This is a genomic window from Roseobacter sp. N2S (assembly GCF_031454055.1).
GTDB lineage: Bacteria > Pseudomonadota > Alphaproteobacteria > Rhodobacterales > Rhodobacteraceae > Amylibacter.
In genome coordinates this window covers 375,299-398,880 of the sequence record NZ_JAVDQB010000001.1, presented here as the reverse complement: position 1 = coordinate 398,880, position 23,582 = coordinate 375,299, and the positions used below count along the sequence as shown (strand labels likewise).

The window sequence follows — 23,582 nt, the reverse complement described above, 5'->3', positions numbered from 1 at the left end:
CGGTCAGGCCCGCGCCTGACCGATCTGCGCAATCCCCAGAACATCCAGCACTTTGGCTTCGATCTGGGGGGCGTTCATTCCCGCCACATCATACATTTTCAACGGGCTGCTCTGGTCGATAAACGTATCGGGCAGCACCATTGAACGGAATTTCAAACCCCGATCAAACACGCCCTCTTCGGCCAGAAACTGGGCCACGTGTGATCCAAAACCGCCAATTGCGCCTTCTTCAATCGTGATCAGCGCCTCGTGGTTGGCAACCAGATCGCGGATCAAATCCTCGTCCAGCGGTTTGGCAAAACGGGCATCCACAATGGTTGGGTTAATCCCCTTACGGGCCAGCAAAATCGCGGCCTGTTCACATTCCTGCAAGCGCGTTCCGAACGACAAAAGTGCCACGCGGCTGCCCTGTTGGATGATCCGGCCTTTGCCAATTTCCAGCGGAATTCCCACAGCAGGCAGATCAACGCCCACGCCTTCCCCGCGTGGAAAGCGGAACGCGCTGGGGCGGTCGTTGATGCTGGCGGCGGTGGCGACCATATGCACCAGCTCTGCTTCATCGGCAGCGGCCATGACGACAAAATCCGGCAAGTTCGTAAGAAATCCAATGTCAAAACTGCCCGCATGGGTGGCACCATCCGCGCCAACCAGTCCCGCGCGATCAATGGCAAAGCGCACAGGCAGGCGCTGAATCGCCACGTCATGCACCACTTGGTCATAGCCCCGCTGCAAAAATGTGGAATAGAGCGCGCAAAACGGTTTCATCCCGCCTGCCGCCATGCCCGCACAAAAAGTCACCGCATGTTGTTCGGCAATGCCCACATCAAAACAACGCGATCCGAAACGGGCGGCGAATTTATCAAGCCCTGTGCCATCAGGCATGGCGGCGGTCACAGCGACGATCTTGCTGTCTTTTTCCGCTTCCGCCATCAGACTTTGGGCGAAAACAGATGTATAACTCGGCGCATTGGACGGTGTTTTTTTCTGCTTGCCGCTGACCACATCAAATTTGGCGACCCCGTGATATTTATCAGCGGAATCTTCGGCAGGGCCATAGCCTTTGCCCTTTTTGGTGATCACATGAATCAGCATCGGCCCCGTGGCCCGTTGCTTGACGGTGCGCAGCACGCTTAGCAATTGATCCATGTCATGCCCGTCAATCGGCCCCAGATAGGAAAAGCCAAGCTGTTCGAACAGGGTACCGCCAACGGTCATGTGTTTGACCATATCCTTAGCCCGTTTTGCGCCATCCTGAAACGGTTCAGGCAATAGGGAAATCGCGCTTTTGGCAGCGGATTTCAATTCCTGAAACGGTTCGCCCGCATACAGCTTTGACAGATAGGCCGACATGGCCCCCACAGGCGGCGCGATGGACATTTCGTTGTCATTCAGGATCACAAACAGCCGTTTTTTCAAATGGCCTGCGTTGTTCATCGCCTCATAGGCCATGCCAGCAGACATGGCGCCGTCACCGATTACCGCAATGGCATCGCCCAGACCGTGGTCTGGTGCGCCGCCCAGATCACGGGCAACAGAAAACCCGAGTGCCGCAGAAATTGACGTAGAACTATGGGCCGCGCCAAAGGGATCAAAGGCGCTTTCGCTGCGTTTGGTGAAACCTGACAGGCCGTTTTCCTGCCGCAGGGTGCGAATCCGATCGCGCCGTCCTGTCAGGATTTTATGGGGGTAGCACTGGTGGCTTACATCCCAGATCAGCCGGTCCTTGGGGGTATCAAACACCGCATGAATTGCCGTTGTCAGTTCAACCACACCCAGCCCAGCGCCCAAATGCCCGCCCGTTTCAGACACTGCCGAAATAGTTTCTGCCCGCAGTTCATCGGCCACTTGACGCAATTGCACATCCGAAAACCGCTTCAGGTCCTCGGGGGTTTTCACTTGATCCAGCAGGGGGGTCTTTGGTCTATCGCTCACAAGGTGTTCCTTCTTGTGGGTGGTTTTATCACAAGTCGCGGCTTATGACGAATTGGGCCACTTGTCGCAATGGCTCTGCACTGGAGCCATAGACCGACAGGGCATCGCAGGCGTCTTCCACCAAGGATTTGGCCTTCGTTTGCGCCGCTTCAAGCCCCAGAATGGAAACAAACGTGGCTTTTCCCGCCTCTGCGTCCTTTTGCAGCCGCTTGCCCGCCACCGCCGCGTCGCCGATCACATCCAGCACGTCATCCTGTATCTGAAACGCAAGGCCGAGAGCGGTTGAGAACGCCGCCAATGGCTTTGCATCTTCTTGCGCCAAGGTTGCGCCGGAACAGGCGGACCATTCGATCAAAGCACCGGTTTTATTGGCCTGCAACGCGGTGATCTGATCCAGCGTCAAAGGGGCCGTCGCGGTTTCAGCGGCGATGTCTTGCACCTGCCCCAAAACCATCCCCGATGCGCCAGCGGCACGGGCCATATCCGCAACCAATTTCACCCGAACCACAGCATTAGCCGAGGTTAACGGATCGGCCAGAATTTCAAACGCCAGCGTTTGCAGTGCATCGCCTGCCAGCACAGCCGTTGCCTGATCCCATTTCACATGCACAGTGGGTTTACCGCGGCGCAGATCGTCGTCATCCATGCAAGGCAGGTCGTCATGGACCAGCGAATAAGCGTGCATACATTCAATCGCCGCCGCTGTGTTAATCACGTCGATCCCGAACAATGCTGCCGATTCCACAGCCAGATAGGCGCGCAACCGCTTACCCCCGTTCAGGGCCGCGTGGTGCATTGGCGCGGCAATCGGGTTGACGGCAACAGGGGGCAAAGACTCGCGCAGCGCCCGTTCTGTGGCAGCCGCTATGCGGGCCAGTCTATGGGTAAATTCTTCCACTGGGACTAGCCTTCAAAGGCTTTCAAACCCGCAGGATTGCCATCCGCGCCAAGGGTGATCTGGGCGATTTTTTCTTCCGCCTCTTTCAGCTTCACTTCGCAATGTTTTTTCAGCGCAGCACCGCGATCATACAGTTTGATACTGTCTTCCAGCGCCACCTGACTGCTTTCCAACTGGCCCACGACCTTTTCCAGCTCCGCCATTGCGGTTTCAAAATTCATTTCGGAAACGGGTGTATCAGCCATCAGCCTTGCTCCATCAAAACGCTTACATGGGCCGCAACCGAAGCAGCCAAAGCCTGCAAATCATATCCACCCTCCAAAGTCGAGACCACACGGCCCTGACAGTTGGCTTGCGCGAAATCACACAGGCTGCGGGTGGCCCATGCGAAATCGTCCTCGGTAAAGTTCAGATTGGCCAGTGGGTCGCGGGCATGGGCGTCAAACCCTGCGGAAATAAAGATCATTTCGGGCTGGTGGCGGTCCAGCGCGGGCATGATTTCCTGCTCAAAGACACGGCGCAACATCCGCCCATCCGCATGGGGTTCCAGCGGCGCATTCACCACGTTGTTATGGGCGCCGGTTTCATAAATTGCGCCTGACCCCGGGTACAGTGGCATCTGATGGCTAGAGGCGAACAGAATACGGGCATCATCCCAAACCAGATCTTGTGTGCCATTGCCGTGATGCACGTCAAAATCCACAATCGCCACCCGTGACAAGCCGTGATGATCCAGCGCATGGCGCGCGCCGATGACCACGTTGCCAAAGTAACAAAACCCCATCGCCGTCTGTTTTTCCGCGTGATGACCGGGCGGGCGCGTGGCGCAGAAAGCGTTTTTCGCTTGCCCAGACATCACCAGATCAACCGCATTCACATTGGCCCCAACCCCGCGCAGCGCCGCGCGCAGCGTGCCTGTCGACAGCGACGTATCCCCGTCAATAAAGTGGAATCCATCGTCCGGAACCGCCGCTTTCATCGCGGCCAGATGGGCGGCAGGGTGGGCCAGCAACACCTGTTCATCCGTGCCAAGGGGCGCATCCAGCCGCATCAAAGCGTCAAATTCAGGCGTGTCGAGCCGGTCCAAAATCGCTTGCAACCGTGCCACAGATTCAGGATGCCCCTGCGGATTATGGTGCTGCAAACAATCACTGTGGGTCAGGAAAGCTGTGGTCATGGCACGTCTTTCTTGCTTGCTGAAGAGTCAGATAGTTATATCAGTCGGGCGCCAGCATATAGCCCGCGCCGCGCACGGTTTGCAGATAGCGGGGGGATTTGGGATCGGCCTCAATCTTGCGGCGCAGACGGGTGATTTGCACATCCACCGCGCGCTCTTGGGATTGATCATCGTCACGGCCCAAATCCTCTACCAGTTTACCGCGGCTGATCGGGGCATGGGGGCTGGCGGAAAAGATCCGCATCAACGCGCTTTCGGTGGCCGTCAGGCGGATCAAGGCATCGCCTTCCCACAGCTCTCCGCGGGTCACATCATAGCGTACAGGGCCCAGTTGCAGGGTCTTTGGCACCTCGACGCTGGGCTGTTCCACCGGCACGCGGCGCAAAATCGCATTGATCCGCAGCACCAGTTCTTTGGGTTCAAACGGCTTGGACAGATAATCATCCGCGCCCGCCTCTAGCCCGAGAATCCGTTCGCTGGCTTCGCCTTTGGCGGTCAGCAACAGGATCGGCGTGGTCAGGGTTTCGCGCAGACTGCGGGTCAGGGTCAGACCATCCTCCCCCGGCATCATCACATCCAGCACGATCAGGTCGAATTCCAGTCCGCCCAGCAACCGCCGCGCATGGGCCGCATCCCGTGCCGCCGTCACCCAATAGCCATTACGCGACAGAAACTTCTGCAATAGGGTGCGGATACGTTCGTCATCGTCAACGATCAAAATATGGGCGTCGGCCAGCAGTTCATTCATGTAACATCAATCCTTTACCAGCTTCTTAACATGCTGGCGCATTTCCGGGTCCATTATATTTTCCAGAACCTTACGAAATCCTTGCACAGCGTCTGGACCCGCCTCTTTATAGGCTTTGCGCAGACGTTTGCGCTGGGTGGCGGACAGGTCGGCTTCCATCGCCTCGCCCGATGGTGTCAGGTGCAAATGCCGCTCACGGCGGTCTTTGACACCGACTTTACTGTCCACCAAACCATCCTCGATCAACTGGCGCAACACGCGGTTCAGGGATTGTTTGGTCACCCCCAGAATATCTAAAAGCGCGTTCACCGTGGTGCCGGGACGGCGGTGAATAAAGTGGATCGCCCGATGATGCGCCCGCCCGTAGGTGTAATTTTCCAAAATCCGGTCTGGATCAGAGGTAAACCCCCGATAGGCAAAGAACAGCAGTTCGATCCCCTGCAAAAGCTGGTCATCGGTCAGAAACAGCAGGTTTTCCCCGCCCGGTTGCAAACGATCCTGCATATTTGATATTTCATCCGATCACAAAATTTACTGGTGTCTGCCAATTTATGTCAGTCTTGTTGACTTTCCAAGAATCAAATGATAGCAAATTTCGACTTTGGCGTAATTTTATGTCTTATTTCGACGCAATTACGCAACTTTATGCAAACAGACTGCTCTACTGGAGGAAATACAATGGCCGGCGCTTATGATGATCGTGATGGTTTTATCTGGCTGGACGGGGAAATGGTGCCTTGGCGCGACGCCAATGTGCACATTTTAACCCATGCCCTGCACTATGCTTCATCCGTATTCGAGGGCGAGCGGGCCTATAACGGTAAAATCTTCAAAAGCCGCGAACATTCCGCCCGTTTGTTGTTTTCTGGTAAGGAATTGGACATCCCGATCCCTTATACTGTCGATGAAATCGAAGCTGCGAAATATCAGGCGCTTGAAGCCAGCGGCCTGAAAGACGCCTATGTGCGCGTTGTGTGCTGGCGCGGGTCGGGCAATGACATGGGCGTGGCATCTGCCAATAACCCTGTACGCATGGCTGTCGCTGTTTGGGAATGGGGTGCCTATTACGGGGACGCCAAAATGAAAGGCGCAAAGCTGGATATTTCCCGCTGGAAACGCCCGTCGCCCGAAACCATCCCGTGTTTCGCCAAAGCCGCAGGCCTGTATATGATCTGCACCATGGCCAAGCACGAGGCCGAGGCCAAAGGCTGTTCGGACGCCATGATGTTTGATTATCGCGGCTATGTGGCCGAAGCCACCGGCGCGAACATCTTTTTTGTCAAAGACGGCGCAGTCCACACCCCGAAACCCGATTGCTTTTTGAACGGATTGACCCGTCAAACCGTCATCGGCCTGTTGAAAGACCGCGGCATCGAAGTGATTGAACGTCACATCATGGCCGAGGAACTGGACGGCTTTGAACAATGCTGGCTGACAGGCACCGCCGCCGAAGTGACCCCTGTGGGACAAATCGGCGAACATACCTTTGAAGTCGGCGAATTGGCGCGCAGCATCGCGCAAGAATACGAAACGCTGGTGCGCACCTAAACACCCGCCCCCTCTTCTGCCTTGAGACTGCTCGGTTGCTCTGATACCCTAAGGGTATCTCAGCGCCCGAGTGTGGGCGTCGTATATTCGGAGGACATCGTTCTGACTGAACGTGTTGAGGCCCAAGCGGCTGAAAAAGAAGAAAACATTCCAGCGATGTCGATGCTGGACCTGATCTTGAACTCGCTGCAAAGCGATAAGGCCGAAGACATCGTGACAATTGATCTGGCGGGAAAATCATCCGTTGCAGATCACATGGTGGTGGCCTCTGGCCGGTCCACCCGTCAAGTTGTGGCTATGGCTGAAAAAATGACGGACCGCCTGAAGCAGACTATGGGCGTGATCACCCGGACCGAGGGCAAAAGCTCTGGGGATTGGGTTTTGCTGGACGCAGGCGATGTGATTGTGCATCTGTTCCGCCCCGAAGTGCGCGATTTCTACCAGTTGGAAAAAATGTGGCAGGGCATGGCGGACGACGCGAGCTAAACCATTGATGCGGCTTCATATTATAGCCGTTGGGCGCTTGCGAAAAGGGCCTGAACTGACGCTGATTTCCGATTATCTGGACCGATATGAAAAAACAGGCCGCGCCCTTGGGTTGGGGCCTGTTTCCATTATCGAGGTCGAGGATAAAAAGGGCGGCGGCATGGCCGCCGAGGCGGATTTACTGCGCAAAGCCACGCCCAAGGGCGCGTTAACCATGATTATGGATGAACGTGGCAAGCTCATCAGCTCGATCGATTTTTCCGATAAACTGGCCCAGTGGCGCGACACAGGCACGCAAGATCTGGCGATTCTTATTGGTGGGGCCGATGGTCTGGCCCCTGATTTGCGCGCCGAGGCGGATTTTGCCCTGTCGTTCGGCAAAATGGTCTGGCCCCATATGTTGGCCCGCGTGATGTTAAGCGAACAACTTTACCGTGCGGCGTCAATTCTGGGGAATGCGCCGTACCATCGCGTGTGATTTCCCCTTTGCAGATCACGAAAACTTGCCATCTGGCCCCATCACCGCTATCTGCAACCACAAGGCAATAACCCGACCAGAGGCAAACAGATGACCCCGATCAAACCCGTTGTACTGTGTATTCTGGACGGTTGGGGGTTGCGCCCCGAAACCGATGGCAATGCTGTCGCGCTGGCCCCTACACCCAATTTTGACCGCATCATGCAGGACTGCCCCCATGATACGTTAACCACCTTTGGCCCTGATGTGGGTCTGCCCGAAGGCCAGATGGGCAATTCCGAGGTGGGTCATATGAACATCGGCGCGGGCCGTGTGGTGGAAATGGATCTGGCCAAGATCAACGGCATTATCAAACGGGGCGAACTGGCGGACCAGCCCGCGGTGCAGCGGATTATCAATGCGGGCAGTAACACGGTTCATCTGTGCGGCGTGCTGTCGGATGGTGGGGTGCACAGCCATCTGGATCACATGATTGCCATGGTGAACGTGCTGGTGGACGCAGGCCGCAAAGTCGCGCTGCATCTGTTTACAGACGGGCGCGATGTGGCCCCGAAATCGGCCAGCGGATATCTGGAAACCCTGCAAGCCGCGCTGCCAGAAAACGCGTTTATCGCAACTGTGTCAGGGCGCTATTACGCGCTTGATCGTGACAATCGCTGGGACCGTGTTGCAATGGCCTTTGAGGCTATGGTGAACGGCACTGGCCCTGCCTTTGACACCGCAGACATGGTGATTTCAGACAATTACGCCAATGACATAAGCGATGAATTTTTCAAACCCGCCGTGCTTGGCGATTATATGGGTATGGTGGACGGCGATGTGCTGGTCTGCCTGAACTTTCGCGCCGACCGCGCCCGTGAAATCCTTGCCGCCATCGCAGAACCCGATTTTAACGGTTTTGCTACAGGCCCACGGCCCGAACTGGCACTGGTCAGCGGCTTTACCCAATACTCCAAGGCCCACAGTGCCTATGTGGATGTGATTTTCCCCGAAGAAGACATCGTGAACACCATCGGGTCTTGGGTCGCACAAAAGGGTCTGTCCCAATTCCGCATTGCCGAGACTGAAAAATACCCCCACGTGACCTTTTTCCTGAACGGCGGCGTGGAAATTCCCGCATCGGGCGAAGATCGCTATCTCGCGCCCAGCCCCAAGGTTGCCACCTATGATCTGCAACCCGAAATGTCATCAGCCGAGGTGACAGAGCATCTGGTGGGCGCGATCCAATCAGGCAAATATCACCTGATCGTAGTGAATTACGCCAACCCCGATATGGTCGGCCATACAGGGGATTTGCAGGCCGCCATGGCCGCTTGTTCCGCTGTAGATGCGGGATTGGGGCAGGTTCTGGCCGCGCTGGATACAGCGGGCGGGGCGATGGTTCTTTGCGCAGATCACGGCAATTGCGAAACCATGATTGATCCCGTGACGGGCGGGCCACATACCGCTCATACCACCAACCCCGTACCTGTGGCCTTGATTGGCGGGCCAAAAGGCGCAAAACTGCGCGCACAGGGCCGTCTGGCCGATCTGGCGCCCACCTTACTGGCGCTGATGGGACTGGACCAACCACCAGAAATGACAGGCAAGAGTTTGCTAGAAGCATGAGCGCAGGACGCAAATTTTTAGGGGCGATTCTGGTCGCAGCCCTTGGCTGTGGGCCTGTCTTTGCCAAAGACGATCCCGTGATCCAAGCCCAGCTTGCCGCCGAGGCCCTTACCGCTGCTTCCAAAGAACTGACCGAAGCCGAAAGCGCCAAAGATCGTGTCAAAGCCCTGACAGACACCGTGCGCGCCTATGAATCCGGTCTTAGCGCCATGCGCGACGGGCTGCGGGGCGCGACCATCCGCGAAAGGGTGATCCGGCTGGAATTCGAAAACCGCCGCGATCAGCTCAGCCGTTTACTGGGTATTCTGCAAACGCTGGAACGGGCCACCACGCCCATGCTGCTGATCCACCCCACAGGGCCGGTCGGCACCGCACGATCCGGCATGATGATGTCCGAAGTGACGCCATCCCTACAGCGCCAAGCCGAAGAATTGCGCAGCCAGCTTGAAGAATTACAAGCCCTGCGCCAGCTGCAAACCACGGCCGAACAAAAGCTGCGTTTGGGGCTGGCAGGGGTGCAACAGGCCCGCGTCGCCCTAAGTCAGGCAATTTCAGACCGCACCGACCTGCCCCAGCGCCTGACCGATGATCCGGTTAAGACCCAGATACTGGCCGACGGGGCCACGTCACTGGAAATGTTTGCAGGCAGCATCGGTGTTCTGCCCCCCCAACCGCAAACCGCTGTCAGCATTCCCTTTGAAAAGATGCGCGGCACCCTGCGCCTGCCTGTGGACGGAACCTTACTGCGTGGCTTTAACGAGGTGGACGCCGCAGGGCTAAAACGCCCGGGCCTTGTGATTGCTGCACGGCCCCTTGCGCTGGTCAGCGCCCCTGTTGCCGCCACCATACGATATGCAGGCGCCTTTCTGGATTACGGAAACGTGATTATTCTGGAACCCCAAGCAGGCTATTTACTGGTGATCGCTGGTATGGAACAGGTTTATGGAGAAATCGGCCAAGTGGTCGATCAAATGGCCCCTATCGGTTTGCTGGGTGGAAATCAGACAGGCGCACAAGAATTTTTGATCGAAGCTTCAGATGGCGGTGGCGCAATTGCGCAAGAAACGCTCTATATGGAGCTGAGATATAACGGCAAACCCGTAGACCCTGGCGTCTGGTTTGCCATAAACGACAGGTAGGATGGATTGATGAAGAAACTTGCATTGGCCGCAATTGGCGGAACACTGGCAGGCATTGTGATAACCGCACAACTGACAGGCCCCCTGATCGCCCAAGAAGCCGCGCGCACAAAATCCACATATGAACAACTCGATCTGTTCGGCGATATTTTCGAACGCATCCGTTCTGCCTATGTTGAAGAAGTGGACGAACAGGAACTGATCCGGTCAGCCATCAACGGGATGTTAACCTCGCTTGATCCACATTCGTCTTATCTGCCCCCCGAAGACTTTGATTCCATGCAAGTGCAAACACGGGGTGAATTTGGCGGCCTTGGGATCGAAGTGACCCAAGAAAACGGCTTTGTAAAAGTCGTCAGCCCGATCGACGACACCCCCGCCGCCAATGCGGGCATTCAAGCAGGCGACTTCATCACCCAAGTGGACGGTGACAGCACGCTGGGCATGACGCTGGACGATGCGGTTGAACTGATGCGCGGGCCAATTGGCAGCGAAATCGTGATCACCATCGTGCGCGAAGGCACCGACGATCCGTTTGACGTTACGATTGTACGCGACACCATCAAAGTCAAAGCCTCCCGCGCAAGGGTCGAAGGCGATAGCGTGGTGCTGCGAATCACCACATTCTCGGATCAGACCTATGCCAACCTCGAAGCAGGCCTGAACGAGAAAGTCACCGAACTGGGCGGCATCGACAAGGTCAGCGGCTTTGTCATCGACCTGCGCAACAACCCGGGCGGCCTGCTGAACCAAGCAATTCTGGTCAGCGATGCCTTCCTTGAAAAGGGCGAAATCGTATCCACCCGCGGGCGCAACGCCCAAGACAGCGAGCGGATCAACGCCCAGCCCGGCGATCTGGCCCAAGGTAAACCGGTTGTGGTTCTGATCAACGGCGGCTCTGCCTCGGCCTCTGAAATTGTGGCAGGCGCGTTGCAAGACCACCACCGCGCGGTTGTGATCGGCACACGGTCCTTCGGCAAAGGCTCGGTCCAGACAATTATGCCACTTCAAGGCGACGGGGCCATGCGCCTGACAACAGCGCGCTATTACACCCCATCTGGCCGTTCCATTCAGGCGCTGGGCGTTTCCCCTGACATCATTGTGGAACAACGCCCCCCCATCGAAGTAGCCGCCGAAGAAGACGCCCGCCAGCAACGGTTTGAAGCCGATTTGCGCGGCTCTTTGACCAATGACAGCCTGACAGACGATCAGCGCAAACAGCTGGAAGAAGAACGCAACGTGGCCCAAAAAGCCGCAGAACTGCGCAATCAGGATGCACAGCTGGCCTATGCGCTGGATGTGTTGAAAGGCTTGTCGGTTCTAGAGAAAGACAGCGAATGACCCCCGAAGCCATAGCTGATCTTCCTTACCGTCCCTGCGTCGGGCTGATGGTCGTAAACCGCGAAGGCCATGTCTTTGCGGGGCAACGGCTGGATAATTTCAAAGATGCCTGGCAAATGCCCCAAGGCGGCGTTGAAAAAGGCGAAGCGCCCCGCGATGCGGCCCTGCGGGAACTGGAAGAAGAAACCGGCATCCCTGCCAGCGCAATCGAAGTTCTGGCCGAATCCGAAGACTGGATTCCCTACGACCTGCCCCATGCGCTGGTGCCAAAACTGTGGAAAGGCCGCTTTCGGGGCCAAAAACAAAAGTGGTTTTTGCTGCGCTTTACCGGCGATGACAGTCTGGTCAATATCGCCACCGCAGAGCCTGAATTCCGCGAATGGTGCTGGATCAATCCCCAAGAACTGCTGGAAAAAATCGTCCCCTTCAAACGGGACACCTACGAACGGGTGATCCGCGAATTCAAAGAATTCACAGGATGAAACTTGGCGCTGCGCTGATCCTGTCTGCCTGCCTGTCTGCGTCACAGGCAGGTGCGCTCAGCTGCATGCGCCCCAATCTGGCCGAAACCTTTAACCGGTTCCAAGCCTCGGATGACATCTATAATATTGCAGTGGGGACCCTGCGGATAACAGGGAAAATTCCACCTTATGTAGAAGGCAAACCCCGAAGCGTGCCCGCCGAATTTTCAGGCCGTTTCATGGGGTTAAACGGCTTAGGTAAACCACAAACCCGCGCCCTGACCCTTAAAACCCACTGCGTGGCCCACTGGTGCGGCGGCATCCCGAATGATGCCGGCACAGAGCAGCTTTTGTTCCTGCGCCAGTCAGACAACGGCCCCGTCCTAGACTTAGGCGCCTGCCCCGAAGGCAACGTGTCTTCTGTCACACAAAGCCGCCTTGACCTGCTGCAATCCTGCCTGAAACGGGGTAAATGTTCCGCATCCGACCTGCAAAAGATGGAACAGTTCTGACAGCTTTGGTATTGGATATTTGACCCAAAAAGAGGCTCTTTACGGTTTTTTAACTGAACTGCCCGAAAGTGACTATGCGGTACAGCCTGGGAAGGCGATGACCGTCCAAAAAGAGGGCGTTCCGTCGGTTCTCCACGGGACGCCTGACCGCTCTTTTTGGGTCAAATATCCAATACCGGCCCCGCAGAAAACTCTTCCCTTCAAACCCCTTCATGAGGACTCGCAAAAAGAACAAAACGTGAATATATTACAGAATGGCCTTCGTCGAACTGTGTACCACATCAAATTTCACCTTCCTAAGCGGCGGTTCCCACGCCGAGGAATACGCACGCCAGGCCTTTGGATTCGCCATGCCTGCCATCGCACTGGCCGATTGCAACTCCGTGGCGGGGGTCGTACGCGCCCATGTGGAACTGCGTGAAATCGCCCGCAAACTGCGCGAAACGGGCGAAGATGCGCTTGTGCCCCGTCTGGTACCAGCCGCCCGACTGGAAACCGTCGATGGGTTTTCACTGGTGGCCCTACCGCAGGATCGCACCGCTTGGGGGCATCTGTGCCAAATGCTGACACAGGCCAAAGCGCGGGCAGGCAAGGGGGAATGCGCCCTTTCGTTTGAGGATATTCTTGAATGGGGGGACGGGCTGGAAATGCTCATTCTCCCCACCAGCATCACCTATCCGCGCGGCGCGGGTGGATGGTTGCAACAGGCAGAACAGTTGACGCGCCGCTTTGGAACCGCCGTATCCCTGCTGATGGCGCCTTGTTATGACGGGCAAGACAGGGCGCGATTTGATCGGCTGGCGATACTGGCAAAACGGCTTGGCCTCCCCCCCGTTGCCTCGGCCACGCCAATGATGCACCGCGGCTCACGCCGGCGGCTGACCGATGTATTGACCTGCATCCGCGAAGGCCTGCGGATTGATGACATCGGGCACAAGGCCCTGTCCAACGCCGAGCGACATATGCGCGACGAGGCGGGTATGTTGCGGATTTTTGCAGGCCACACGGATGCCGTACACCGCAGCGCAGACATCGCCGCGCGCTGCCGTTTTTCCTTGGACGAGCTGAAATACGAATACCCCTCTGAAATCTCTGTCGGGGAACCGCCACAGGCGCGGCTGGACCGGTTGGCGCGCGCGGGCCTGAAATGGCGCTATCCCGAGGGGGTGCCGGATCGCGTCGCAAATATGTTGACCCATGAGCTGACCCTGATCGGTAAACTAGGGTATGCGCCCTATTTCCTGACAGTAAACGATCTGGTGGATTTCGCCCGCTCCCGTGACATCCTGTGTCAGGGGCGCGGCTCGGCGGCTAATTCGGTGACCTGCTATGCCCTTGGTGTCACCTCGGTTTCCCCCGAGGTGGGCACGATGGTGTTCGAACGTTTTGTATCGGAAGCCCGCGATGAACCCCCTGACATCGACGTAGATTTCGAACATGAACGCCGCGAGGAAGTGATCCAGTACATCTATGAACGCTACGGCCGCCACCGCGCGGGGTTGTGCGCGACGGTGATCCACTACCGCGGCAAACGCGCCATCCGCGAGGTGGGGCGGGTGATGGGGCTGTCGGGGGACACGATCTCGGCGCTGGCTTCGCAATTGTGGGGGTGGGGCAGCAACGGAATGCCCGAACAACAGCTGCGGGAATTGGGGCTGGACCCGAATGAACCGCGCCTGAAACAGACCCTTGATCTGGTAGATCAGATCATCGGCTTTCCGCGTCATTTATCCCAGCATGTGGGCGGTTTCATCATGACCGAGGGCCGTCTGGACGCGCTGATCCCCATCGAAAACGCCGCGATGGAAGGGCGCACGGTGATTTGTTGGGACAAGGATGATATCGACGCGCTAGGGATTTTAAAAGTGGATGTTCTGTCCCTTGGCATGTTGACCTGCATCCGCAAAGCCTTTGATCTTATTGAAAATCATCACGGAACCGAATACGCGCTCGCCACCCTGCCAGCCGAAGACCCGCAGGTCTACGACATGCTGTGCAAGGCTGACAGTCTGGGGGTTTTTCAGGTGGAAAGCCGTGCGCAGATGAATTTTCTGCCCCGTATGCGGCCGCGCAATTTCTATGATCTGGTGATCGAAGTGGCGATCATCCGCCCCGGCCCGATCCAAGGCGATATGGTGCATCCGTTCATCCGCCGCAGACAAGGGCTGGAGGAAGTCTCTTTCCCATCGGATGCTTTGGGTGAGGTGCTGGGCAAGACCCTTGGCGTGCCGCTGTTTCAGGAGCAAGCCATGCAAATTGCCATGATCGGCGCGGGGTTCACCCCGGAACAGGCCGATCGTTTGCGCCGTTCGCTTGCCACGTTCAAAAAGCATGGCAATGTGTCTGAATTTCGCGATCTCTTCATGACTGGCATGGCGAAAAACGGCTATGACGAAGACTTCGCCGCCCGTTGCTTTGGCCAGATTGAGGGCTTCGGCTCTTACGGGTTTCCCGAAAGTCACGCAGCCAGCTTTGCCCTGCTGGTCTATGCCAGCGCTTGGTTGAAATGCCACCACCCGGGGATTTTCGCCTGTGCCTTGTTGAACAGCCAGCCCATGGGGTTTTACGCCCCTGCCCAAATCGTGCGGGATGCGCGCGAACACGGGGTCAGCGTGCGGCCCGTTTGTGTCAACGCCAGTTATTGGGACAATGTGATGGAACCGGACGGGCACGGCGGATTGGCACTGCGGCTGGGGTTTCGGCAAATCAAAAAGATGCGCGAGGAAGAGTCCATGTGGATTTGTTCCGCACGGGGCAACGGCTATACCGAGGTGGAAGACCTCTGGCGCCGCGCCGGAACCCCGCCCCATGTGCTAGAAGTTCTGGCCGAGGCTGACGCTTTCGCCGCTTTGGGCACCGGCCGGAGAGAGTCTTTGTGGCAGGCCAAGGCTGTCAAAGGTGCCGAACCCCTGCCGCTGTTTGCGCAAGAATTGGACGGTGAAGGTCTGCAAGAATTACCCGTCACCCTGCCCGAAATGACCGAAGGCGAGAACGTGGTCGAAGACTATGTGTCCATGCGGCTGACCCTGCGCGCCCACCCCATGGCGTTATTGCGGCCCTTATTGACGCCAGACACTGCGCAGGCTGAAAAACCACGAAAATAGAGTCTTATTGCCCAATTTTGAGCCCGCGCTCTGCCAGAGTTGCAAGGGGCGAATAATCTGTAACAGCAGCGCCTTGCAACCGTACTTCACGCAGCTTTTCCAGATTGGACAGGGGGGATACATCCTCTACCGCCGTCGCGCTAAGGTCGAGAAACCGAAGGTTATCCAGACTGGCTAAAGGGGAAATATCCTCTACCGAGGTCAGGCCAAGATTCAATTCTACCAACAGATCCAGATCTTGCAGCGGCTTGATATCATGAACAAAAGTTCCATCCAGCCGCAGGATTTTCATCACAAACAGCTCTGACAGAGGGGAAATATCCTCAATCATGGTCCCGCCGAGTGACAGTTCGTGCATCACCTCAAACTGGCGCAGCACTGAAATATCGGTCACCAGACTGTCCGCCAGATTAAGCCAGCTCATATTTTTGTGGTCTTTCAACGGGCCAAGATCAGACACTAAAGTGCCCTGAATGCTTAACCGGCGCAGGTTGATCAGGCGTTTGAGCGGTGATAAATCCTCAATCAACGTGTCATCCGCGCCAATGTCTTCAAGCCAGATCATCTTCGCCAGCGGCGTCAAATCGGTAACAGGCGTGCCGTTCAGGTAAAGATGCCGCAAGGATGTGAGCCCTGCCAAAGGTGACAGGTCCACCACATCCGTGCCGGACATGCTGATCATTTCGACACCCTTCATGCGGGCCAAAGGCGACAGATCGGTGATCGAAGACCCGTCAAGGATCAGATCGCGCACATCGTCCAATCCATCGAGTCCCGAAAAATCATCCGACTGCACATTGCGCAAATCCAACACGCCTCGTTCAGACACATAAGCACCCAAAACATTCGTGCGGGTGTCGCTGTCTTCCACCTGATCCACGGGCAGTTGAAGATTGTCATTTTCGATGGGAACATTCACCTGCGAAAAGGCTGGAAACGCAAAGGCCGTCATCGCAAGAAGCGCCGGAAACAGACGTGCAAGCCGCATTAAATACCCCTATTTTTATGCTTTAAGTGTCTATATTTTGAAAATAGGCTCTGCCGCGCAAGTTACAACAGCTATTTAAAGTCAGGCTTGCCGCAAACCACCGCCGTTCTGGGAAATCCACTGATCCAGCGCGCGCATCTGGTCTGCGGTCATCCGCATGCCCAACCCCGTGCGCCGCCACAAAATATCCCGCGCGGTTCTGGCCCATTCATGTATCAACAACCAACGGACCTCAGCCTCAAACAGGCCAGCGCCGAAATCATGACCCAAGCCCCCCGAAGAATGCAAAATCTCGGCGCAATCGGTGCCGTAATGGGAAAAAAGCCGCTCTAGGTGGTCAGGGGGGATATGGGGAAAGGCCGCACGCAAGTCGCCAATCAGGTTTGAACGCAATTCCCGCTGGAAATCACCGCCCGGTAGCGTGGCAAAAGCGGTCCACCGCTTGCCAATCATACGGGCGAAGGGGGCCATTTCGGCCACTACATCTTCGGCCTGTTTACGCCAGTCACCCGCCGCGCCATCACGGATCACCAGACGGGGTGGGGAGTTTGAAATTTCAAGCGGTTTGGGCGGCAGCGGCACTGGTAGCGCGTCAGACATCCAAGTGGGCGCAGCGGAAATTCCAAAAGCCAGCGCCGCGATAGCCAGATCATCCGCCGAAGGGGCTGTTGCCGCCAAGACCCCAATGGCAACCGTTCCCGCATCGGATTCGACCCTAAAACAGGCGTTTTGACCCGTTTTTTGCGCCTCGCCACGGCCTGACCCCGCTTGGGCATACACCCCGATCCGCGCAGCCTGATTGGGTTGCATCTCGGTTTCATCCTGCAAAGTATCCACAAGGATTTTTGCCGTGACCGATTTCAATGCACCCCCCGCTTTTGACGCAATCTCAAGCTGCCAGCAGCTGGCCCCAACCGCGCGAATTTCAACAGTGGTCAGCGGTAGCATTACAGCGCCGCGATCCGCTGCGTCGCGGGCATTTAGCAAGGCAAACCGGCTGGCGGCTGTCGCGCTTAGCGAATAGGCCGCAGGCGCTGGCGCTGCCCCCAAAACCCGTTGCAGCAGTGACGGCTTAGCCGGTGACGGTTCTAGATCTGCCCCGAATTGCGGGCAAACCCGCTGCATCACATCCATTTCAAAGGCACTTGCCCCCTGTTCAGGAAACAAAAGCGCAAGCCCGTTGGCGAGGATATGCTGCTCAACCGAGCCGCCCAAATCCTCGGGCGCGGTCAGCAGCACCCGCAGACCGCGACCAGCCGCATCGCGGGCAATTGCACAGGCCAAAGGCCCGCCACCCAGAATGGCCAGATCAAAATCAATGGTTGCCAGTTTTCCCATTCACTCCCCCTGCACCGTAAACTATGGCACATACTGTTGCTGTGTCACCATAAACGTGTCTTCCCCCGACCAAATACCACATATAGCGGCGAAATACGGCTCAAAACCGTTTGTACCATGTCACATAAGCCGAGGTTCCTGTTTTTGCCGTACCTGTGGCATGGCGGATTTGATGGGCGGTTTTGGCCCCGACGGCGATGCTACCGCCGCCCGAAATCGGGATTTTCAGGTCCAGTCCGATGGCGGGTTCAAATGTATTATTGAACACGCGCCCCAATTGATCCGCCTTGGCCATCACGGAAATAAAGGGGGCAAGTTTCAGCTTTGTTTCCCGATATGGCAGTGCCACCGCCAGCTTGAACGATGCCTGCAACTGCCCGTTTTTCCGCTCGGACGCGTGCAATGACCCAGGCCCGCGGTAATTCGCCCAACCGCTAAGCACCAGTTCAGCCCCCTGGCGCCGTTGCAACCAATCGGGCTTCCAGGTTTTATAAACCGACGCATCCGCCGTCAGGATAAACGCGCTGCGCAACATGCCCGTAGAAAACTCCCGTTCCATTTTCCATTGGCTGCCAAATGACAGGCGCACCGCTTTGCTAAGCTGGTATTGAATTTCAGTACCCAGCGCGAAAGTCACCTTGTTATTATAGGAAAATCCTTCGCTATCCCCCAGAAAAGCCACAATCGCATAGGCCACAAGCGAGGTTTTATCCGACAGTTTGCGCAGGGTAATCGACGGTTTGATGTACAATTCGAACTTGGCATTTTCCGTGGGCGATTCCGTTACACCGGGCGGCGCGATAAAAGACCCATAGACCGCAAGCGAACGATCATAGCTGCGCCCGAACAGGCGAAACGGATCGGCCTGCACTGGCAGGGCCAAACAGAAAACCGAAAGAAGCAAAAACAGGAAGAAGCGACTCATCCCCTGATTTTGATTAAGATTGGTTAAGAAACTCCTAGCGGTGGGGGGAATTGAATTGTCAAACTGCGTCAGATTTTGCACTGTGCCTACAAAAGACCATACACGGAGTAAGCCAATGAGAACCCGCGCCGCCGTCGCTGTTGCAGCAGGAAAACCACTTGAAATCATGGAAGTGAACCTAGAGGGCCCGAAAGCTGGCGAGGTTCTGATCGAAATCAAGGCAACGGGCCTTTGCCACACCGACGAATTCACCCGCTCGGGCGACGACCCCGAAGGCATCTTCCCCGCCATTCTGGGCCACGAAGGGGCTGGCGTGGTCATCGAAGTGGGCGAGGGTGTCACCAGTCTGGAAGTGGGCGATCACGTGATCCCGCTGTACACGCCGGAATGCCGTGAATGCGAATACTGCCTTAACCCGAAAACCAACCTGTGCCAGTCGATCCGCAGCACCCAAGGCGCAGGCCTGCTGCCCGATGGCAGCACGCGGTTTTCCATGTTGGACGGCACGCCGATCCATCACTACATGGGCTGTTCCACCTTTGCCAACCACACGGTTGTGCCGGAAATCGCGCTGGCAAAAGTGCGCAAAGACGCGCCGTTTGACAAAATCTGCTACATCGGGTGCGGCGTGACCACAGGCATCGGCGCTGTGATCAATACAGCCAAGGTTGAAATCGGCTCTACTGCCATCGTGTTTGGTCTGGGCGGCATCGGTTTGAACGTGATCCAAGGGCTGCGGCTTGCGGGTGCGGATCAGATCGTTGGCGTCGATCTGAACGACGGTAAAGTGGAAATGGCCACCCATTTCGGCATGACCGACTTTGTGAACCCGTCCAAAGTTGACGGTGATCTGGTGGCCCATCTGGTTGAACTGACAGGCGGCGGCGCGGATTACACGTTTGATGCAACAGGCAATGTAAACGTCATGCGCACCGCATTGGAAGCGGCACACAAAGGCTGGGGCGAAAGCATCATCATCGGCGTGGCTCCTGCGGGCGCTGAAATTTCAACGCGGCCCTTCCAACTGGTCACAGGCCGCAGCTGGCGCGGCACCGCATTTGGTGGCGCATCGGGGCGCACGGACGTGCCGAAAATCGTCGATTGGTACATGGACGGCAAAATCGAAATTGACCCGATGATCACCCACAAGCTGAAACTTGAAGACATCAACCACGGGTTTGAATTGATGCACGAAGGAAAATCAATCCGTGCGGTGATTGAATTTTGATAGAAGACAACGTCCCCAGACTCGCCGTTTTTATTGACGGCGATAACGTAAGTGCGGCCCATGCCGAGGCCATTCTGGAAGAAATCGCCAGCTTTGGCGAAATCAGCCTGCGCCGCATTTACGGGGATTTTTCCAGCCCCAGAATGAACCGCTGGTCGGAGAATCAGGTGCAATTCGGCATCGTGGCCCAACATGTGCCCAGCACCACAACAGGCAAAAATGCCAGCGACATCGCACTGGTGATTGACGCCATCGACCAATTGCATTCGGGTCTGTACGACGGGTTCTTCATTGTGTCGTCAGACGGGGATTACACCCGTCTGGCCCACCGTATCCGCGAAGAAGGCGTGCATGTCTACGGCATCGGCGAACGCAAAACACCCGAAGCTTTCAGAATGGCCTGCAAGCGGTTCATTTACATCGAAAACCTGCTGCCCAAACCCGAAAGCCCCGCCCCAAGTACAGCCAAGGACAAAGCCGACCTGAACTTTGCCTACAACCGTATCCGCACTGCCTTGCGTGCCATTAACGATGACAGCGGCGAGGTGCATCTGAGCCAGATCGTGCAAGAATTGAACAAACGCTACCCCGATTTCGACCCGCGATCCTTCGGCAAAAAACGGCTGTTGGATTTGATCGACGAAATCAGCAAATTCAAAGTCACCAAACGGGGCAATGCCGTTTTTGTCCAAGAGATCGCGAAACCCAAATGACCACGCCCCCAAAATACACGCCGATCCCGCTGCCCGACCGTTTTGATTACACCGATGAAGAAACCCGCTTTCACGCTCTGTCGTTCATGAATTTCATGCGCAAACGGCACACGGTGCGCGACTATTCCAACCGCGCTGTGGATCAAGGCGTGATCGAGGATTGTATCGCCGCCGCAGGCACCGCGCCAAGCGGGGCGAACCATCAGCCTTGGCATTTTGTGGCGATCCGGAACCCTGAAATGAAATCCCGCGTGCGTGCCGCTGCCGAGGCAGAGGAAGACACGTTTTATGAAGGCGGTGCTGGCGACGAATGGCTGGCCGCCCTTGAGCCCATCGGCACGGACAAACACAAGCCCCATCTGACCGATGCGCCTTGGCTGATTGTGGTCTTTGCCGAACGCTACGGGATGTCCGACAGCGGTGAGAAGTTTAAGAATTACTATGTGCCGGAAAGTGTTGGCATTGCGACTGGGTTCCTTTTGGCAGCACTGCATCACGCGGGTCTGGTCAGCCTGACCCACACCCCCAATCCGATGAAGTTTTTAAACGATATGTGTGAACGCCCTGCGTCCGAAAAACCCACAATGATCATCGCAGTGGGCCATCCCAGCGACACAGCCACCGTGCCCGAGGTGGCCAAACACAAAAAGCCGCTTTCACAGATTATGACCGTTTTATAAGATGCTGACATGTTAGAAATCTTCCTGCAAACCCTGCCGTTTTTCGGCTTGATTGCAATCGGCTATCTGGCGGCTGTCACAGGTTTTTTCGGCAAAGAAGCGACCGTCTATCTGACGAAGTTTGTCTTTTACTTTGCCCTAAGCGCCATGCTGTTGCGGTTTTCCAGTACCCTGCCCATTACCGAGGTGTTCGACCTGAACTTTGGTCTTGCCTATCTGGCGGGCTGCGGCGCGGTTTACCTGCTGTTTACTATCGTTGCGGTCATGCGCGGCACAGGCTGGGCCGAAGCCGCGATTGAGGCCCAATGCGCCGTGATCGGCAACAACGGGTTTCTGGCCCTGCCCATGCTGATCGCCTTGATGGGCGATGTGGCTGCGGCCCCTGTTCTGTTCGTTCTGGCGATTGATCTGATCGTTTTCGGGTCGCTGGCGGTGATCGTTATAACTGCGTCCCGCGAAGGGGCGGTGTCCCTAGGGGCGCTGCGCCGTGTGGGTGTTGGTCTGCTGAAAAACCCGATGGTGATGTCCATGGCGCTGGGGCTGGTCTGGTCCTCGCTCGGGTTTCCCGTGCCACGGGCGGCGGATGATTTCCTGCGGATTTTAGGCTCTGCGGCCACGCCTTGTGCGCTGTTTGCCATTGGGGCATCATTGGCGGGCCAGTCGGCAGAACGCCCCGGCACGGCAATCTGGCTTAGCACCGGAAAACTGCTGCTGCACCCGCTGTCAGTCGCGTTTTTCGCGCTTTATGTGTTCAAAGTAGACCCTTTCGCCGCAGGTATTATGATCGCAACGGCGGCCATGCCCACGGCGGGGAACATCTATATTCTGGCGCAACATTACGGGGTCGCACCGGCGCGGGTGTCCTCTACCATCCTCATTTCCACCGTGATCAGCGTCGCCACTTTATCGGTGGTGTTGGGCTGGATTTTGGGCGGCGGGCTTACTTAGACACCAGTGCCTTGCCTTTGGTGGTTTTCGGCATCGCCCCGCCATTTTGCTGCACCACATGGGTCAGTTCATGGGCGATCAGGCCCAGATCCTTGGCGTCACCGGTTTTTGCAAAATACATATTCTGATCAATGGTAAACACCTTTGCCTTCAACTGCTTGCTGACGTCCTTAATATTGCCGCCCGTATGTAATTGGATTTTGCGAAAGTCGCCTTTGAACGACTCTTTCATCGCTTTCGCCAGATCACTGGGCAGCTTTTTGAATTTGGTCTCGGTCGGCGCGGCCTCCAGCTTTTTCCCTTTGGCTTTTTTGCCTTTCAGATCCTCGATAACAGTCTTCACAATTTCGGAAGTATTGGGCATTCGCACTATCCTTCTGTGTATCCATTGTTTTCAATGGCCCCAGTCTAGCACGAAAGCCCTTTTCGCGCGATTGATCTGTTGAGGCGGGTCGGATTCTCGGCTACCCCTTAAGAAAATAACGGAGAACCGCCATGGAAATGCAATCGGAAAACAGGTGCTTTGAAGGCGTTCAGGGGGTCTATTCCCATACATCCCAAAGCCTTGGCTGCCATATGACCTTCGGGCTGTACATGCCCCCGCAAGCCCAAGTGCAACCGGTTCCGGTGTTGTGGTATCTGTCTGGCCTGACCTGCACCCATGAAAACGCCATGACCAAAGCAGGCGCACAACGCTGGGCGGCGGAACAAGGCGTTGCGGTGGTTTTCCCCGATACATCCCCGCGCGGCGATGATGTGGCCGATGACGACGCCTATGATCTGGGCAAAGGCGCGGGTTTCTATGTGAACGCCACCCAAGACCCTTGGGCGCCAAACTATCGCATGTTCGACTATATCGCCGATGAATTGCCCGCCCTGCTGTTCAACGAATTCCCCCTGCAACAAGACGCCCAAGGCATCACAGGTCATTCCATGGGGGGCCACGGCGCGCTGACTTTGGCCATGGCACGGCCTGAACAATACGCATCCGTATCGGCCTTTGCCCCGATCGCAAACCCGACTGCTTCGGATTGGGGGCGCAAACAACTGACCGCCTATCTGGGTGCGGATGAATCCGACTGGGCCACCCATGACGCCACCTTGATGATGCGCGAAAAGGGCCACCCTTCGCATATTCTGGTGGATCAGGGCGGCGCGGATAACTTCCTGGACCTGCTCAAACCCGAAGCCCTGTCCCAAGCCATGGCCGCCCGCCGCCAAGCAGGCACTTTTCGCATGCAAGCAGGCTATGACCACAGCTATTTCTTTGTGGCCAGCTTTATGGAAGATCACATCGCCTTTCACGCTGACGCCCTATACGGAGTATAAC

At 56.6% G+C, this 23,582-nt stretch carries 24 protein-coding genes; 14 read left to right on the top strand and 10 right to left on the bottom strand.

Features of this window, described 5'->3' with window-relative positions:
• Positions 1 to 3: 3 nt before the first annotated feature.
• Genes dxs through GGE09_RS01950 form a run of 6 tightly spaced genes read right to left on the bottom strand, consistent with a single transcriptional unit; the run spans position 4 to position 5,259 of the window.
• Positions 4 to 1,932 (bottom strand): 1-deoxy-D-xylulose-5-phosphate synthase, encoded by a 1,929-nt coding sequence (gene dxs, locus GGE09_RS01975; protein WP_309743333.1) that lies wholly within the window; start codon positions 1,930 to 1,932, stop codon positions 4 to 6.
• Positions 1,933 to 1,960: 28 nt separating this feature from the next.
• Entirely contained in the window at positions 1,961 to 2,830 is an 870-nt protein-coding gene (locus tag GGE09_RS01970; protein WP_405048518.1) for a polyprenyl synthetase family protein, read from the bottom strand.
• Positions 2,831 to 2,835: 5 nt separating this feature from the next.
• Positions 2,836 to 3,075 (bottom strand): exodeoxyribonuclease VII small subunit, encoded by a 240-nt coding sequence (locus GGE09_RS01965; protein ID WP_309743331.1) that lies wholly within the window; start codon positions 3,073 to 3,075, stop codon positions 2,836 to 2,838.
• Positions 3,075 to 4,007 carry a histone deacetylase family protein gene (locus GGE09_RS01960; protein ID WP_309743329.1) on the bottom strand — a complete coding sequence of 311 codons (933 nt, stop codon included), beginning with the start codon at positions 4,005 to 4,007 and terminating at the stop codon, positions 3,075 to 3,077. Before GGE09_RS01960 ends, GGE09_RS01965 begins: the two co-directional genes overlap by 1 nt.
• Positions 4,008 to 4,047: 40 nt before the next feature.
• Entirely contained in the window at positions 4,048 to 4,755 is a 708-nt protein-coding gene (locus tag GGE09_RS01955; protein WP_309743327.1) for a response regulator, read from the bottom strand.
• 6 nt (positions 4,756 to 4,761) lie between these two features.
• Positions 4,762 to 5,259 carry a MarR family transcriptional regulator gene (locus tag GGE09_RS01950; protein ID WP_309743325.1) on the bottom strand — a complete coding sequence of 166 codons (498 nt, stop codon included), beginning with the start codon at positions 5,257 to 5,259 and terminating at the stop codon, positions 4,762 to 4,764.
• 174 nt (positions 5,260 to 5,433) lie between these two features.
• Here GGE09_RS01950 and GGE09_RS01945 point away from each other — a divergent pair, with 174 nt between their 5' ends.
• From GGE09_RS01945 to GGE09_RS01905, 9 genes are all read left to right on the top strand, one after another.
• Positions 5,434 to 6,303: a branched-chain amino acid aminotransferase gene (locus GGE09_RS01945; protein ID WP_309743323.1), complete on the top strand. Its 870-nt coding sequence runs from the start codon at positions 5,434 to 5,436 to the stop codon at positions 6,301 to 6,303.
• A 72-nt stretch (positions 6,304 to 6,375) separates the two neighbouring features.
• Positions 6,376 to 6,789 carry a ribosome silencing factor gene (gene rsfS / locus GGE09_RS01940; RefSeq protein ID WP_309743321.1) on the top strand — a complete coding sequence of 138 codons (414 nt, stop codon included), beginning with the start codon at positions 6,376 to 6,378 and terminating at the stop codon, positions 6,787 to 6,789.
• Between the two features lie 7 nt (positions 6,790 to 6,796).
• A complete protein-coding gene (gene rlmH, locus GGE09_RS01935) occupies positions 6,797 to 7,267 on the top strand; it encodes a 23S rRNA (pseudouridine(1915)-N(3))-methyltransferase RlmH (protein ID WP_309743319.1) in 471 nt (156 codons plus the stop codon).
• A 90-nt stretch (positions 7,268 to 7,357) separates the two neighbouring features.
• Positions 7,358 to 8,875, top strand: coding sequence for a 2,3-bisphosphoglycerate-independent phosphoglycerate mutase (gene gpmI / locus GGE09_RS01930; protein ID WP_309743317.1), 1,518 nt, complete (start codon positions 7,358 to 7,360; stop codon positions 8,873 to 8,875).
• Positions 8,872 to 10,014: a peptidoglycan DD-metalloendopeptidase family protein gene (locus GGE09_RS01925; RefSeq protein ID WP_309743315.1), complete on the top strand. Its 1,143-nt coding sequence runs from the start codon at positions 8,872 to 8,874 to the stop codon at positions 10,012 to 10,014. Before gpmI ends, GGE09_RS01925 begins: the two co-directional genes overlap by 4 nt.
• A 9-nt stretch (positions 10,015 to 10,023) precedes the next feature.
• The gene (locus GGE09_RS01920) at positions 10,024 to 11,355 is read left to right on the top strand and encodes a S41 family peptidase (protein ID WP_309743313.1); all 1,332 of its coding nucleotides are present in this window, start codon (positions 10,024 to 10,026) and stop codon (positions 11,353 to 11,355) included.
• Complete coding sequence (locus tag GGE09_RS01915; protein WP_309743311.1) at positions 11,352 to 11,837, top strand: RNA pyrophosphohydrolase; 486 nt, start codon at positions 11,352 to 11,354, stop codon at positions 11,835 to 11,837. Before GGE09_RS01920 ends, GGE09_RS01915 begins: the two co-directional genes overlap by 4 nt.
• Positions 11,834 to 12,328, top strand: coding sequence for a hypothetical protein (locus GGE09_RS01910; RefSeq protein WP_309743309.1), 495 nt, complete (start codon positions 11,834 to 11,836; stop codon positions 12,326 to 12,328). The genes GGE09_RS01915 and GGE09_RS01910 overlap by 4 nt, the downstream gene beginning before the upstream one ends.
• Positions 12,329 to 12,582: 254 nt before the next feature.
• Positions 12,583 to 15,432 (top strand): error-prone DNA polymerase, encoded by a 2,850-nt coding sequence (locus GGE09_RS01905; RefSeq protein WP_309743307.1) that lies wholly within the window; start codon positions 12,583 to 12,585, stop codon positions 15,430 to 15,432.
• A gap of 4 nt (positions 15,433 to 15,436) precedes the next feature.
• Here GGE09_RS01905 and GGE09_RS01900 read toward each other — a convergent pair whose 3' ends face one another.
• From GGE09_RS01900 to GGE09_RS01890, 3 genes are all read right to left on the bottom strand, one after another.
• Positions 15,437 to 16,420: a hypothetical protein gene (locus GGE09_RS01900; RefSeq protein WP_309743305.1), complete on the bottom strand. Its 984-nt coding sequence runs from the start codon at positions 16,418 to 16,420 to the stop codon at positions 15,437 to 15,439.
• Between the two features lie 81 nt (positions 16,421 to 16,501).
• Complete coding sequence (locus GGE09_RS01895) at positions 16,502 to 17,758, bottom strand: glycerol-3-phosphate dehydrogenase C-terminal domain-containing protein (protein ID WP_309743303.1); 1,257 nt, start codon at positions 17,756 to 17,758, stop codon at positions 16,502 to 16,504.
• Between the two features lie 100 nt (positions 17,759 to 17,858).
• Positions 17,859 to 18,683 carry a hypothetical protein gene (locus GGE09_RS01890; RefSeq protein ID WP_309743301.1) on the bottom strand — a complete coding sequence of 275 codons (825 nt, stop codon included), beginning with the start codon at positions 18,681 to 18,683 and terminating at the stop codon, positions 17,859 to 17,861.
• Between the two features lie 115 nt (positions 18,684 to 18,798).
• Here GGE09_RS01890 and GGE09_RS01885 point away from each other — a divergent pair, with 115 nt between their 5' ends.
• From GGE09_RS01885 to GGE09_RS01870, 4 genes are read left to right on the top strand one after another with little or no spacing between them, the layout of a single operon-like run.
• Positions 18,799 to 19,911: an S-(hydroxymethyl)glutathione dehydrogenase/class III alcohol dehydrogenase gene (locus GGE09_RS01885; protein ID WP_309743299.1), complete on the top strand. Its 1,113-nt coding sequence runs from the start codon at positions 18,799 to 18,801 to the stop codon at positions 19,909 to 19,911.
• Positions 19,908 to 20,624 carry an NYN domain-containing protein gene (locus GGE09_RS01880; RefSeq protein WP_309743297.1) on the top strand — a complete coding sequence of 239 codons (717 nt, stop codon included), beginning with the start codon at positions 19,908 to 19,910 and terminating at the stop codon, positions 20,622 to 20,624. Before GGE09_RS01885 ends, GGE09_RS01880 begins: the two co-directional genes overlap by 4 nt.
• Positions 20,621 to 21,304 (top strand): nitroreductase family protein, encoded by a 684-nt coding sequence (locus GGE09_RS01875; RefSeq protein ID WP_309743296.1) that lies wholly within the window; start codon positions 20,621 to 20,623, stop codon positions 21,302 to 21,304. The genes GGE09_RS01880 and GGE09_RS01875 overlap by 4 nt, the downstream gene beginning before the upstream one ends.
• A gap of 9 nt (positions 21,305 to 21,313) precedes the next feature.
• On the top strand, positions 21,314 to 22,252 hold the full coding sequence (locus tag GGE09_RS01870; protein WP_309743294.1) for an AEC family transporter: 939 nt from the start codon (positions 21,314 to 21,316) through the stop codon (positions 22,250 to 22,252).
• On the opposite strand, the gene GGE09_RS01865 is transcribed toward GGE09_RS01870, so the two are convergent.
• Positions 22,245 to 22,616: a DUF4157 domain-containing protein gene (locus GGE09_RS01865; protein ID WP_309743292.1), complete on the bottom strand. Its 372-nt coding sequence runs from the start codon at positions 22,614 to 22,616 to the stop codon at positions 22,245 to 22,247. The two genes, GGE09_RS01870 and GGE09_RS01865, sit on opposite strands and share 8 nt — an antisense overlap.
• 131 nt (positions 22,617 to 22,747) lie before the next feature.
• Between GGE09_RS01865 and fghA the strand changes: the two genes are divergently transcribed.
• Positions 22,748 to 23,581, top strand: a complete 834-nt coding sequence (gene fghA, locus GGE09_RS01860) for an S-formylglutathione hydrolase (RefSeq protein ID WP_309743290.1) — start codon at positions 22,748 to 22,750, stop codon at positions 23,579 to 23,581.
• Position 23,582 lies beyond the last annotated feature (1 nt).

Excerpts from the sequence above, each read along its gene's own strand:
- GGE09_RS01905 (WP_309743307.1), top strand. The coding sequence starts at position 12,583 with ATGGCCTTCGTCGAACTGTGTACCACATCAAATTTCACCTTCCTAAGC.
- GGE09_RS01870 (WP_309743294.1), top strand. The coding sequence starts at position 21,314 with ATGTTAGAAATCTTCCTGCAAACCCTGCCGTTTTTCGGCTTGATTGCA.
- GGE09_RS01920 (WP_309743313.1), top strand. The coding sequence starts at position 10,024 with ATGAAGAAACTTGCATTGGCCGCAATTGGCGGAACACTGGCAGGCATT.
- GGE09_RS01875 (WP_309743296.1), top strand. The coding sequence starts at position 20,621 with ATGACCACGCCCCCAAAATACACGCCGATCCCGCTGCCCGACCGTTTT.
- GGE09_RS01965 (WP_309743331.1), bottom strand. The coding sequence starts at position 3,075 with ATGGCTGATACACCCGTTTCCGAAATGAATTTTGAAACCGCAATGGCG.
- GGE09_RS01945 (WP_309743323.1), top strand. The coding sequence starts at position 5,434 with ATGGCCGGCGCTTATGATGATCGTGATGGTTTTATCTGGCTGGACGGG.
- GGE09_RS01865 (WP_309743292.1), bottom strand. The coding sequence starts at position 22,616 with ATGCCCAATACTTCCGAAATTGTGAAGACTGTTATCGAGGATCTGAAA.
- GGE09_RS01960 (WP_309743329.1), bottom strand. The coding sequence starts at position 4,007 with ATGACCACAGCTTTCCTGACCCACAGTGATTGTTTGCAGCACCATAAT.
- GGE09_RS01910 (WP_309743309.1), top strand. The coding sequence starts at position 11,834 with ATGAAACTTGGCGCTGCGCTGATCCTGTCTGCCTGCCTGTCTGCGTCA.
- GGE09_RS01915 (WP_309743311.1), top strand. The coding sequence starts at position 11,352 with ATGACCCCCGAAGCCATAGCTGATCTTCCTTACCGTCCCTGCGTCGGG.
- rlmH (WP_309743319.1), top strand. The coding sequence starts at position 6,797 with ATGCGGCTTCATATTATAGCCGTTGGGCGCTTGCGAAAAGGGCCTGAA.
- fghA (WP_309743290.1), top strand. The coding sequence starts at position 22,748 with ATGGAAATGCAATCGGAAAACAGGTGCTTTGAAGGCGTTCAGGGGGTC.
- GGE09_RS01950 (WP_309743325.1), bottom strand. The coding sequence starts at position 5,259 with ATGCAGGATCGTTTGCAACCGGGCGGGGAAAACCTGCTGTTTCTGACC.
- GGE09_RS01885 (WP_309743299.1), top strand. The coding sequence starts at position 18,799 with ATGAGAACCCGCGCCGCCGTCGCTGTTGCAGCAGGAAAACCACTTGAA.
- GGE09_RS01925 (WP_309743315.1), top strand. The coding sequence starts at position 8,872 with ATGAGCGCAGGACGCAAATTTTTAGGGGCGATTCTGGTCGCAGCCCTT.
- GGE09_RS01955 (WP_309743327.1), bottom strand. The coding sequence starts at position 4,755 with ATGAATGAACTGCTGGCCGACGCCCATATTTTGATCGTTGACGATGAC.
- gpmI (WP_309743317.1), top strand. The coding sequence starts at position 7,358 with ATGACCCCGATCAAACCCGTTGTACTGTGTATTCTGGACGGTTGGGGG.
- GGE09_RS01900 (WP_309743305.1), bottom strand. The coding sequence starts at position 16,420 with ATGCGGCTTGCACGTCTGTTTCCGGCGCTTCTTGCGATGACGGCCTTT.
- GGE09_RS01895 (WP_309743303.1), bottom strand. The coding sequence starts at position 17,758 with ATGGGAAAACTGGCAACCATTGATTTTGATCTGGCCATTCTGGGTGGC.
- GGE09_RS01890 (WP_309743301.1), bottom strand. The coding sequence starts at position 18,683 with ATGAGTCGCTTCTTCCTGTTTTTGCTTCTTTCGGTTTTCTGTTTGGCC.